Source organism: Rufibacter ruber (assembly GCF_001647275.1).
GTDB classification, from domain to species: Bacteria; Bacteroidota; Bacteroidia; order Cytophagales; family Hymenobacteraceae; genus Nibribacter; species Nibribacter ruber_C.
The window spans coordinates 17,683-29,972 of sequence record NZ_LRMM01000065.1 but is presented as its reverse complement, the minus strand read 5'-3'; the positions used below and the strand labels follow the sequence as shown (position 1 = coordinate 29,972).

The 12,290-nt window shown below is 53.8% G+C and carries 10 protein-coding genes; 5 read left to right on the top strand and 5 right to left on the bottom strand.

The window, feature by feature from the left end:
• Positions 1-309 precede the first annotated feature (309 nt).
• The gene (locus tag A8O25_RS18520; protein ID WP_066838080.1) at positions 310-1,203 is read right to left on the bottom strand and encodes a cyanophycinase; all 894 of its coding nucleotides are present in this window, start codon (positions 1,201-1,203) and stop codon (positions 310-312) included.
• A 334-nt stretch (positions 1,204-1,537) separates the two neighbouring features.
• On the opposite strand from A8O25_RS18520, the gene A8O25_RS18515 reads away from it, so the two are divergent.
• From A8O25_RS18515 to A8O25_RS23925, 4 genes are all read left to right on the top strand, one after another.
• The gene (locus tag A8O25_RS18515) at positions 1,538-2,671 is read left to right on the top strand and encodes a sensor histidine kinase (RefSeq protein ID WP_066838090.1); all 1,134 of its coding nucleotides are present in this window, start codon (positions 1,538-1,540) and stop codon (positions 2,669-2,671) included.
• Between the two features lie 60 nt (positions 2,672-2,731).
• Entirely contained in the window at positions 2,732-3,163 is a 432-nt protein-coding gene (locus A8O25_RS18510; protein ID WP_066838077.1) for a response regulator, read from the top strand.
• 401 nt (positions 3,164-3,564) lie between these two features.
• Positions 3,565-4,707, top strand: a complete 1,143-nt coding sequence (locus A8O25_RS18505; protein WP_241499089.1) for an MFS transporter — start codon at positions 3,565-3,567, stop codon at positions 4,705-4,707.
• Complete coding sequence (locus A8O25_RS23925; protein WP_241499088.1) at positions 4,652-4,906, top strand: hypothetical protein; 255 nt, start codon at positions 4,652-4,654, stop codon at positions 4,904-4,906. Before A8O25_RS18505 ends, A8O25_RS23925 begins: the two co-directional genes overlap by 56 nt.
• 1,329 nt (positions 4,907-6,235) lie before the next feature.
• Here A8O25_RS23925 and A8O25_RS18500 read toward each other — a convergent pair.
• From A8O25_RS18500 to A8O25_RS18485, 4 genes are all read right to left on the bottom strand, one after another.
• On the bottom strand, positions 6,236-8,485 hold the full coding sequence (locus tag A8O25_RS18500; RefSeq protein WP_066838074.1) for a LysM peptidoglycan-binding domain-containing protein: 2,250 nt from the start codon (positions 8,483-8,485) through the stop codon (positions 6,236-6,238).
• Between the two features lie 194 nt (positions 8,486-8,679).
• Positions 8,680-9,324: an O-methyltransferase gene (locus tag A8O25_RS18495; protein ID WP_066838071.1), complete on the bottom strand. Its 645-nt coding sequence runs from the start codon at positions 9,322-9,324 to the stop codon at positions 8,680-8,682.
• Between the two features lie 679 nt (positions 9,325-10,003).
• Positions 10,004-10,594 (bottom strand): redoxin domain-containing protein, encoded by a 591-nt coding sequence (locus A8O25_RS18490; protein WP_066838068.1) that lies wholly within the window; start codon positions 10,592-10,594, stop codon positions 10,004-10,006.
• Positions 10,595-10,631: 37 nt separating this feature from the next.
• Positions 10,632-11,276, bottom strand: a complete 645-nt coding sequence (locus A8O25_RS18485) for a 4'-phosphopantetheinyl transferase family protein (RefSeq protein WP_066838065.1) — start codon at positions 11,274-11,276, stop codon at positions 10,632-10,634.
• 86 nt (positions 11,277-11,362) lie between these two features.
• Between A8O25_RS18485 and A8O25_RS18480 the strand changes: the two genes are divergently transcribed.
• The gene (locus tag A8O25_RS18480; protein WP_066838062.1) at positions 11,363-12,289 is read left to right on the top strand and encodes a WD40 repeat domain-containing protein; all 927 of its coding nucleotides are present in this window, start codon (positions 11,363-11,365) and stop codon (positions 12,287-12,289) included.
• Position 12,290 lies beyond the last annotated feature (1 nt).

The window sequence follows — 12,290 nt, the reverse complement described above, 5'->3', positions numbered from 1 at the left end:
TCTTACTTGCGGTTTGATTCAATCACAGAAACAGGAAGGAATTCTTTTGTAGGGGTAGCTGCTGTTGCTAAGTGTGCGGTAAATTAAAATGTTGCCAAGGAGGGGTTGTTCAACTTCTGGTCTTGCAGGCGAAAAAATAGCAGCGCAAAACTGCATAAAAAGCACCTGCGTTCACCCTTCTTTTGGCGCAGTAGCGCTGCTGCGCGGAGCAAAGACTGCTTGGGCAGAACCTCTCTCTGGTGCTTTTCGCCTGTACATCAGAATTCAGCCAGGCTCCAAGTGCAAGTCTGCCTGTCAAGGGAAGAGGCTTTATTTCAACTGCACCCGCGAATAGGAAGGAATAAAGTATTCGTCTTTGTCTCCCAGCAGGTGTACTTTTAAGCCTTTGGCGGTAAAGGGCTCCCCGTTCTGAATGTCAAAGATGTTGGTCTCCGTAATGCCCATGCCGTCTACCACGGTAATGAGGCCGCTGCCAATCACTTCCACCTTGCCACCCTCAGTGACCAGGATGGCGGTGTCTTCCTCCAGCCCAATGCCAATGCACTCGGGGTTGGTGGCAATAGCCTGCGTCATGCGCACAATGCGTCCGCGGGCGAGAAAGTGGGTGTCAATGGCCACATCTTTGAGGAACTCAAGACCGGTGGTGAGTCTAACATCCCCTTTGATGTAGCCGCCGTCAGACTCGCCTTCATAAATCATGGGGGTAGACATGGCCGCGGCCCCGGCGCTGGTGCCCGCAATGATGATATTGGTGAACGCATACCGCTCTTTCATGGCCTCCAGCAGGTCTGTGCCGCCAAAGATGGAGGTAAGCCTGAGCTGGTCCCCGCCCGTGAACATGATGCCAGCCGCCTGGTTAACTGTTTCAACGTGTTCTGGCTGCAGGGCGTCTCTGCGGGTCCTGATGTCCATGACCTGTACATTGGCTACTCCCAGCTGTTGGAACACCTGCACGTAATCCTGGCCAGACTGCACCGGCTCCTGTGAGGCCGTAGGGATCACCACCACCAGGGGGTTGTCTCCTTTCAGCTCGGTCACAAACCGTTTCAGGATCTGCTCGTCAACAAAGTTGATATTCTGGTCTTTGTCCTGAGCCTGTCCCTGCCCTTTGTCCTCTTTCCCGCCAATGGCCAGTAACTTCCCCTTCGGGATGAGGCGGCTGCCCTTTGGCGGCTGTTTAGGTGCGTTTTTAGCGTCTGCCATACTTTATTTTTTGAAGGTGAGGGGGAGCGTGGCCATAATTGGAATGGGTATAAATACGGTTTGTCAGCAATTTTGGCTACTCCCTCTGGTGAAACGTAAAGAATTGACTTTAAGATGTTTGTTTTATGGTTTTAAGAATGGGTGACCAGGACTGGGTGGTCAGGGGCGGCTTTCGGTTTTCCGCAGAGCGGCTTCTTGAGCCCCTCCACCCTGTGCAGAGATGATTCATTGAGGCAGGCAAACCGCTCTGCAGAAAAAATTGAGCTAACCTTCTCCGGTCAGTACCAGTAAAAAGTTCATTTTGGAATGCTGTTCCCTTGACCTTTACGCCTGCATGAGCCCGCTTACGATATCAGAGAGTGCCAGTGCCAACTTTATCAACCAGATAAAAGATTACGCGGTGTTTGCCCTGGACCCCCATAGCATTGTGACCACCTGGAACCAGGGGGCGCAACGGTTAAAGGGATATCAGGAGGAGGAGATCATGGGGCACTTCTTCGGGAAACTGTTCCCAGATGTGTACCAGCAGGCGGGAAAGCCCCAGGAGGAGCTGGAACTGGCCCTGAAGCACGGCACCTATGAGGCCGAAGACTGGCGTAAACGCAAAGACGGCAGCCATTTCTGGGCCAGCGTCACCCTAACGGCTATTTACGCCGAAGACGGCCAGCATATTGGCTTCACCAAAGTGACCGGTGACCTGACGCGGCAGAAGGAGCTGCAGGAAAAACTTGCTGCAAGAAGAAAGAGTCTCCGTCATAAGAATGAGGAGCTGCAGCGCATGAACCTGGACCTGGACAACTTCATCTACACCGTCTCCCATGATCTGCGGTCCCCAATCCATAACATTGAGGGGCTCATGAAACTCCTGCAGCTAGAACTGAGAGAGACCAATTGCTTTAGCAAGGAAACCGAAGGGGTGTTGCAGCGGGTGCTGGCGTCTGTTGACCGGTTTAAACGCACCATTGAAGATCTCACCCGGGTCAGCAGGCTGCAGAAAGATGCCAGTACCAGCCTTGGGGAGGAGGTCATCAGTGTGAAAGAGGTGTATGAAGACATCATGGCTGACCTGCAAAACCCCAGCGGCAGAGACCGCTTTTTTGTGAAAACTGATTTCCAGGTGTACCAGGTGCGGTTCTCCAGGAAAAACTTCAGAAGCATTCTCTACAACCTGCTGAGTAACGCCATCAAGTATCAGTCGCCGGAGCGGGAGTGCATCATTGAGCTGGAGACGCGGTTAGAGGAGCCTTATGTGGTGCTCACGGTCAAAGACAACGGCCTGGGCATTGGGAAAGCCAGCCAGGAACAGCTGTTTACCATGTTCCGGCGGTTTCACCACCATGTTGAAGGAACGGGTATAGGCCTTTTCATGGTAAAGCGCATCATTGAGAACTCCGGCGGAAAAGTGGAGGTGACCAGCGAAGCGGGTGCTGGCGCTGAATTCAGGGTGTATTTCCTTGCGCCCTTGTAAGTGACCTGTCTGGAGACAGCTTGTAACTAATTTATACGTACCTATTAACCCCTTCAAACCATGCAGGAACAAAACGCCGCTGATGGCACTGACAACAGATCTTTACAGACAGTGCTAGTGGTAGATGATGACGAAAACTGGAAATACATCTCCCGTAAAATGCTCAAGCGGGCGGGTGTCAAAGAGGAGCACATTGCCACCGCCAAAAACGGCGCTGAGGCCTTAGACTTGTTGCATGGCCTGGTGGAGAAAGGGCAGCCATTGCCCGCGGTGGTCCTGCTGGATATTAAAATGCCGGTCCTGGACGGATTTGGTTTTTTGAAGGAAATCAACAATTCAGAGACGGTAGACCTGAGCCAAACCAAGATTTACCTGTGCAGCAGTTCCTTCCACTCGGCAGACAGGGAGAAAGCCAGCCATTACCCCATTACCGGTTTCCTGAACAAGCCATTGTCTAATGAATTGATTCAGCAGGTGTTGGCTCCCATGTAAGGCGCTGTGGCTGGGGCAGACAAACGTAGGCATTGGTGTCTGGCACCGGTGCGCTCCTGCCAGGAACCTACAAAACCGGGTGAAGATTTTTCCAGTTTCTGCTTTTCGGGCTGTTTTTCAGCAATACTTCGGACAGTTTAGATGAGTAGAAAAAGTGCGTTTGTAGCGTTTGAGGGCATGTACAGGTTTAGCATCCAATGTTTTTTCTCCATTTTGGGAAATACCTAACTGCCATTTAATTACTTAAACCCCATTTATAGCCTCTAAAGCCTCTTTTTGCCTTTTAAAATTGTCCGAAGTATTGTCAGAAAACAGCCCGAAAACAGAAGCTGCTGCCCCGCCGGGGAACAATGACCAGGGGGCTGCTCGTACATCCTTCTGCTACACAAAGCTGAACGTACATGGCAGAAACAACCACACAAGACAACCCCACCCGGCTGGGCGGCATGTTCCGGGCTCTGAAGTACCGCAACTACCGTCTCTTCTTCATGGGCCAGGGCATCTCCCTGATTGGGACCTGGATGCAGCAGATAGCCATGAGCTGGCTGGTGTACCGCCTCACTGACTCAGTGTTCCTGCTGGGCATGGTCAGTTTCGCCAACCAGATCCCGTCGTTTCTGCTGGGGCCGTTTGCAGGTGTGATCTCAGACCGGTTCAACCGCCACCGGGTGCTGCTGGTGACCCAGTTCCTGTTTCTGCTGGAGGCCAGCACCCTGGCTGCCCTGGTGCTCACAGGTTCTATCACTATCACGTACATTCTCTGCCTGGGAGTGTTTGCGGGGGTGGTGAATGCGTTTGACATGAGTGCGCGGCAGTCATTTGTGGTGCAGCTGGTAGAGAAGCGGGAAGACATGAGCAACGCCATTGCCCTCAACTCCTCTATGTTCAACATGGGCCGGCTGGTGGGGCCGTCAGTGGCGGGCGGCATCATTGCCACCGTGGGCGAAGGCATGTGTTTCCTGATCAACGCCCTCAGTTACTTTGCCGTGCTGGCGTCATTGCTGCTTATGCGCCTGCCCCACATGGAGCGCAAGGTGCAGGACACGCAGGTGCTCAAATCATTGACCGAAGGCTTTCAATATGCCTTCGGCTTTCAGCCGATCAGGGATATTCTGATCCTGATTGCCACGCTGAGTTTGTTTGGGATGCCCTTCACGGTGCTGATGCCTGCTTTTGCGCGGGATGTGCTGGGCGGTGACGCCAGCACCCTGGGTCTGCTGATGGGGGCCTCTGGGGTGGGGGCCCTGGCCGGGGCCTTGTACCTGGCTTCCCGCAAGACGGTGGTGGGGTTGGCCCGCGTCATTGTGGTGGCCTCGGTGCTGTTTGGCATTGGGCTCATTGGGTTTGCCCTGTCGCAGACGTTGGTGCTGTCTATGGTGGCCATCTTTGTGGTAGGGCTGGGCATGATTCTGCGCATGGCCTCCTGCAACACGCTCCTGCAGACCATTGTAGACGAAGACAAGCGCGCGCGTGATGAGTTTCTACTCCATGGCATTCATGGGCATGGCGCCCATTGGCAGTCTGCTGGCCGGCTGGGTGGCTGAACAGATTGGGGTGGGCTACACGCTGCTGGGCTGCGGCTTCATCTGCGTGCTCAGCATTATCCCGTTTCTGATGGGTCTGCCGAAGGCGCGGGAGCTGGTGCGGCCAATTTACCAGCGCCTGGGCATTCTGCCCGAGATTGCCACCGGGTTGCACACGGCTTCCCATCTGTCTTCGCCGCCGGAAGGAGGGAAAATGTAGAGGGTTCTGTTTTGGGCTTGTTTTTAGAAAAACAGGCCCAAAACAGAACGTTCTGAAAGAAGTTTAAAGGCTTCTATTGGAGGGTAGTGCTGAAAGATGCTGTTTGCATCTGAACAGGTGGCAGGGATCGCTTTTTCAGGGTTTTCGCTACGAAGGCTTGTGGGTTTTGCAATGCGTAGTCTGCTGCTCCCCTGGCTTGGCCGGTTGAGGCAGTGTCTCTGCCGCTGCAGGAATGCGGATTCTTTGATGAGCGCCTGCCGCTGTAGGTATGCGTTGTCTGCTGCCGTTGCTGCAATGTAGTCTGCTGTTCCCTTTGCTGGGCAGTGGGGATGCAGTGCTGTTGTTTTAGGAATACGTGGACTGCTGTTCCCCTTGGCTTTGGTGGTTGACGCGGTGCCTCACTCACTGTATTGTTTCATCTTTTCCGGTAAGCGCTCACGGCCGCGGGGCCCGTCCTGGCGGCTCGCACTGCTGTTAAAACTACGCCTTTGGCGTTGCCGCTGGAGCGGCACCGTATTAACAGAGGCGCTCACCGCCAGGACTGGTTTGGGTTCCTCTCCTGCTACTTCCTTACTTGCTCTCTCTGTTTCAGTAGGTAACTACTGCTGTCCCGCTAGCCTGAGACGAACCCGTGCTACGCACATCAGTCGGTGGAATCGTTGATTGTTAATTGCTGATTGCCAGTTGGTCTGGTTCAGCTGTTTCGTAGAATGGTAGAGACCGGGCACCGCCTTGTCTCCCACGCATACCTGATACTCCCCCTTTGAAGGGGGCGAAGGGGGATGTTTACACAGGAGGACACGCATTGCTGATCAATTCTCTTCTCGCCGCATATCGTTGCGTTCTGCCAATCACAGTGCTCTCGAGCTCTTCCGGATTTGCAATCCGGAAGCTGGTACACGGGGATTTGCAATCCCCGCGGCGGCACGTTTGATCTGCAGGGGCCGCGGATTACAAATCCGCAGGTACTGTGTCCGGGATGGCAAATCCCGGACAGCCGAGATTTCAGAGGCAGGGGCATATCGCATACGATCTACGCATTCCAGATCACTCCCCTCCCGGGAGGGGTTGGGGTGGGTTTTACGCATGCTGAACGGCGCCCGGTGAGTCTCCATGCGCGCCTCATCCCAGGGCACGAACTTCCGCGCAGTTCCATCCTCCAACCATCAGCCAAGAACCACCAGTTAATCGCTCCACAGACCCCATACCCTCCGGAGAACCTGCGGGTGTCTGCGCCAACTTCCGTTTTCGGCTTACTTTTTCCAAAACAGCCCAAAAACAGAGAAGCCGACCTACGGCCGGCTTCTCCTGAAAGATGGGTGGGGGAAATTATTGCTTCGGCTTGATCAGTAAGCTTTCACCTACGCTCACGTTGAAGTCTGGCTTATTGTTCCACTCCATGATTTCTTTGATGGTGACGCCGTACTTGCGGGAAATGGCATACATAGACTCGCCGGGGGCAACTTTATGGGTAACGGTGCCGGTGGCAGACCTGGCAGGGGAAGCGGCAGGCTGAACTTCGGCGTTAGCCGAAGAGGCAGGGGCAGCTACTCTTAATTTCTGACCAATGGCCAGTGAGCCGGTGCCCAATTCATTCCATGCCTGCAGCTCCTGGAGCGTTACCCCGTATTTGCGGGAGATGCTGTACAAGGTTTCTCCAGCTGCCACGGTATGTTCACTGGCCGCGGCAGGGGCGGTGGTACTGGCTGGCGTAGCCGTGGCGGTTGCACTAGAAGCCGGGGCTACGGGCCGGGTGGTGGCTGTTGTGGCGGTGGCGGGCCCGGTCAGGGAAAGTTCCTGCCCTACTGAAAGGGGGGAGCTGCCGTCTATGTTGTTCCAGGCCAGCAGGTCCTCCATGGCCAGGTTGTACTGCCGGGAGATGGAATACAGGGTTTCCCCTTTGGCCACTACGTGCGCACCAGAAACCGGAACGGTGGTTTTCTCTGCCGGTGTTTCTGCCTGGGTGGCAGGCATTGGTTTTGACTCTGCCGCTTTGGGTTCAGCTTTAGGCGCTGTGGCAGCGGTTTTGGTTGGGTAGAGACCGGTTGAAGTGGCAGGAGCGGTGTCTTCCTCCTCGCGTTTGGCCACCGGGACGTAGGCCGGGGCCGCCGGGTCTTCTACCTCAATGGAGATAGACCCCTCCTTCGGTTTGGCCGGAGCCGCTGCTGTTACGGGTGCGGCGGCTGTGGTGGTAGCTGAGGGAGTGGCCGGGGTGCTGGAAACCGATGAGGCCGGTTTTTTCGCAAGGACCTCCTGGGCCGGGGCGGCGGCAGGGGCTTCTTCCTCTATGGTTCTGATCTCAACCGGAATGGTTCTTGGTCTGGACTGCTGCAGCCACACCACACGGCCCGGTACCAGGGCTTCTGTTTTCTTCATGCGGTTCATGCTCAACAGGCGCTTCAGTTTTACCCCGTACTTCTGTGAGACGGCGTGCATGGTTTCGCCCGGTTGGGCAATGTGGTAATCCTGGTTTTCAGCCTTAGACTTCTTTGACGTGAGGTAATAGGTCTGGCCGGGCACAATCTCCTCAAAGCTGTGCATGTCATTGTTCTTGAGGAATTTCTTGGTAGAAATACCGGCTTGCATGGCCAGCATGTCTTTGGTGTCGCCGGGCTGGGCTACAATAGATTTGAGGTCATTGTTGGTGGTGAAAATAGCCTTGATCTTGTCTGTGAAAGACTTCAGCTTGTTTTCATGATTCTCCTTTTTGGCTGGTGCATCCTCCTGTCTGCGCACGGGGCCGGTAGCCTGTGCCAGAACTGGACGCGGTGCTCCTTTCGTCAGCGGAATCATTACCGTGTAATCTTTGTCAGCGGGAATGGTAGAGGCGGTGAGCCATTTGTTGTAGCGTTCCACTTCGGCGGCATCTGCCTGCGCCTGCATGGCAATCTCAATTAAGGTTTGGCCGGGTTGTGCCTTTACAGGTTGCAGCGCCAGCGGCGGGTTCGGGTTTTTTCCCACGGCGTTCTCATAGGCTATTTTATGGGCCAGAAAGGTCAACAGGTACTTGTTGGTCTTGCCGTCTACCGTCATTTTCTTAGCCCCAATGTCTGAGGTCTTGGTCAGCGCTTTGGTGCCGGTCAGGCCCTGGTAATAAGAAAGCAGCGAGTTGAACCAGTTTTTGTAGTAGTTGTTGTTGCGAATGAGGTATTTAGCCGCCCCGCGGGTAGACTCAATGATGTGTTTGCGCTCATCTACGTGCTGGTTCACCTTGATGCCCAGCTCAGTGGCTGAAGCTTCTTTGAACTGCCAGAACCCCACCGCATTAGACGTGGAAACGGCGTCTGAGGTAAGGCCACTCTCCTGCAGGACCAGGTACTTGACATCAGTGGGCACGCCTTCCTCTTCCAGCGTTCTCTCAATAAAAGGGAAATAGGCGTCTGCCAGATCTACTTTCTTCTGGAAATAGGCGGGGTGCTTGGTGAGGGCATCTACAATCTTCTGGATTTCAGTACGGGCGCTCTCCTCCACCTGCAGTTTCATGTCTGCGAAGAAAATGTTGTTGGGCACCACCGGATTTTGGGCCCGTGCCACCAGGCACAACAGGCTGAGCAGCAGGAGCGGTAAAACTCTTTTCATGGTATAAGTAACTAAGTATTACTAAGAATAGCGCTGCGCCTATGTTCTTGTAAAGCTGTAGTTAGGGGGTGTTAAATTGCTAGCCGGTAACCACTTGTAGGCGCAGATGCGTCTACAAAGAAGGCGATTTTAGCAAGGCGAAGGAAGGAAAGGGGACGTGAATTTATCCACGTACTTTTCCACAGGGGTGTGGATTACTTTTTGCGGGCCACCAAAATGCCGTCTCTAATGGGCAGCAGTACGTTTTCTACCCGCGGGTCCTGGTGCACCAGCTGGTTGAAGTCCAGCATCTCCTGGGTGTCTTTGTCCAGTTTGGTACGGTACTTCTCCACCACCTTGCCGCTCCACAGCACATTGTCTGTTAAGATGAAGCCGCCGGGCCGCACGTGGGGCAGCACCATTTCATAATACAACGCGTTGCTTTTCTTATCAGCGTCAATGAACACCAAATCCCAGCTTTCTCGCAGGGTAGGAATGATTTCGGCCGCCTGGCCCAGGTGGAGGTTGATTCTGTCTTGCAGCCCCGCCTGCGAAATGTAGCCGCGCACCATGTCCTCCAGCTCGTCGTTCACGTCAATGGTGTGCAGCAGGCCGTCCTCGGCCAACCCCTCGGCCAGGCAAAGCGCTGAGTAGCCGGTGTAGGTGCCAATCTCCAGTACCCGCCGTGGCCGCAGCATCTGCGAGAACAGGGCCAGCACCCGTCCCTGCAAATGCCCCGACAGCATGCGCGGCTTCATCACGTTCAGGTGCGTCTCGCGGTTCAGGCGGTGCAGCAGTTCAGATTCGGGAGAAGTATGCGCCTCAGCGTAGGCTTGCAGGTCTGGGTCTAGGAAATCCACGGGTGTGAGAATTAAGAATTAGGAATTCGTTCCAGCGGCAAAGGTACAGGTGGGAAGGGAAACGAGGTGCGTTTTTGGCCTGTTTTTGAAAAAGTAGGCCAGAAACGCAAAGCCCTCACAGGTTTTGGTATCTGTGAGGGCTATGGTAACAATATGCAAAGCTTGCCACGAGAAATAAGCCAGAAGCACATTAAAGAATTTTGTCACCCTGAAAGGAGCTTGGTTGCGAACGGCAGTAGCGGGTATTAAATGCTTTTCTAGTTAGCCCACAAGATCCTTTCAGGATGACAAAAAAATATCAAGCTATATTGGCCTTCTACTTATGTTTGCCAAAGCTGTCAGTTCTTTATCTGAAGAATAATCTGGATAAAGTGCATCTGCGGCTTTTTCAATCTGTTTCTCGGTTCCCGCTTCTCTAATAGACTTCAATGTCTGTTCCTCAAGTTTAAGTCTCTTATCAATCGGAAGCCTTTTATCTCCTTGATTATCTCTGTCGTTCCCATGTCACAATATACATCCTTGCCAGGTAAAAGGTAACTTTTAGAAATGAAAAGATAGAGTAACTTCTAGGGTGTCTTTTTAAGGAAAAGTTCTGTTTTCGGCCTGTTTTCTTGAAAACAGCTCCAAAACACATCAGCAGAGCTCCCCTCTCCGTGGGAGAGGGGCTGGGGGGGAGGTCTTAAAACCGCTTAATCAAACACCCGGTCGCGCGTCTTTCTGGCGTTGAAACCGTTCTTCCGGCCAGGACATCATCTAAGGCGCTGCGCAGATAGTTTTCCTTCACATAAGACTCCACCTGCGGGTTGTCATCAATAGCGCCTTTGTACCGTAGCACGAAACCATCAGCGGTGTTTTGCAGCACAAACACCTCGGGCGCTTTGGTGGCCCCAAACTGTTTGCTCAGCTGCTGGCCTTCGTCTACCAGGTAAGGGAAGGTAGGGTTTCCATTAGGATTATCAGGTTGGGTTTTGGCCGAGCCTTCGTCCAGCCCGATGGCGGCGTTCACAAACACGAAGTTCACGCCCCGGCCGCCGTAGGCCTGGGAAATGTTCTGCAAGCGCGCCTCGTATAATTTAGAGTTGGGGCATTTCACGCTGGTGAACACCACTACCACCACCTTCGCGTCTTTAAAGCTGGACAGCGGAATGGCCCGGTCTTGCGCGTCTTTCAACACAAAGTCAGACACCTTGGCGCCAATGCGGTAGCCGCTCTGGGCAAAGACCGCGCTGGTCAAAAGCAGGGTAAAGGCGAGGGTAAGATATCGTTTCATAAGTCTAAATATGCTTGTGAGGCAATGGGCTGATACGCTAGTTTTTAGGAGCCACCACAAAGGTTAAAACGTACTCGGGTGGGTTTTCATACTGTACCGCAAACGTTTGGCTGAAGTTGTCGGTCTGCACGGTGCCTGCAAAGCTACCTGCTTGCTGCACTTCAAAATCTTTCAGCAGCAGGTGTTCCTTGAACAGCAGCTTTTTCTGACTGTAGACTTTGTACAGCGTTTCCTTCGCGCTCCAGTACAGGTGCATTTTCTCCGGGTTTCCGGCCGAGGCTGCCAGCTCCGGTTCATTCAAAAACCTAGGCACCAACCGCGGCACTTTCTCTCCTTTTAGTTCAATATCTATGCCAACTTGGTGGGTACCCGAAACCAGCGCCGCCACCCACGGCCCCGAATGCGTCAATGACACCTGAAAAGCCCCGCCGGCGCAAAAAGGCTGTCCCGTTTCCAGCCGTTCCAGTGTGACCAACTCTTGAGTTAGTTCTGTTAACAAGGTGTACGTCAGTACCCGTGCCGCCAGCCATTCCTTGGTTCTACTCTCAGCCTTGAAAGCGGGAATTTCATGCCCGGGCCGAAGTTTCAGCAACGCCGTTTGCAGTTCCTCCACCGGCTCCTCTACCTTCCAAAGTCCCAGATAGGTAGATGCGTTCAGTTGTTTGGTGTGCAGGAGCGGCATGGGGTAAGATAGAAATAGAAATGCGTTTCTGGGCTGTTTTTGGTAAATTTAGGCAAAAATAGCGTTACCCGTCTTTTACCCGCAGCATGGCCAGTCCGTTTCAGGTTCAGAAAATCACCACCCTCACCGGTCACCGCGACTGCGTGTACACCCTGGAGCGCGCGCCGGAGAGCCACCTGTTTTTTTCGGCGGGCGCCGATGGCATGGTGGTGAAATGGGACCTGACCCAGCCCGAAAACGGTGAACTGGTGGCCAAAGTGAGTTCCAGCGTGTACGCGCTTAAGTTTGTGCCCGAGCGTAATTGGCTTTTGATTGGCCACAACCAGAACAGCCTGGAAGTGCTGGACCTTTCGGCCAAAGCCGTGGTGAAAACCATTCCGCTGCCTTCGCCCTGGGCGATTTTTGATATTCAGTACCACGTTGAAACTCAAACCGCTTTTCTGGGGTTAGGCGACGGAACGCTGGTGAAAATTGACCTGGCAAAGCTGGAAGTGCAGAAGGTGGTGCGGTTGGCAGAGAAAAGCGTGCGTACCATTGCCCTGCACCCAGTAAAGCCCGAAATGGCCGTAGGCCTGAGCGACCACCGCATTTTAATTCTGGACTCGCAGACGCTGGCCGTGAAAGAGACGTTGGAAGGACATACCAATTCGGTGTTCACCGTGGCGTATTCGCCAAACGGGCAGTATTTGTTGAGTGGCGGCCGTGATGCGCACCTGAAGGTCTGGAACGCAGCGCAACAGTATGCAGAGCATACCAGCATTATTGCGCACCTGTTCACCCTCAACCATATTACGTTCAGCCCCAACGGGCGGCTTTTCGCCACTTGCAGCATGGACAAGAGCGTGAAGGTCTGGGACGCCGAGACGTTTAAATTATTGAAAGTGATAGACAAAGCCCGCCACGCCGGCCACGGTACCTCTGTCAATAAATTGTTTTGGTCGGCTCATTGGAATCAGTTAGTTTCGTGTAGTGATGACCGCAGCCTTGCGGTTTGGGCGTTAACCTTGAAGTAGA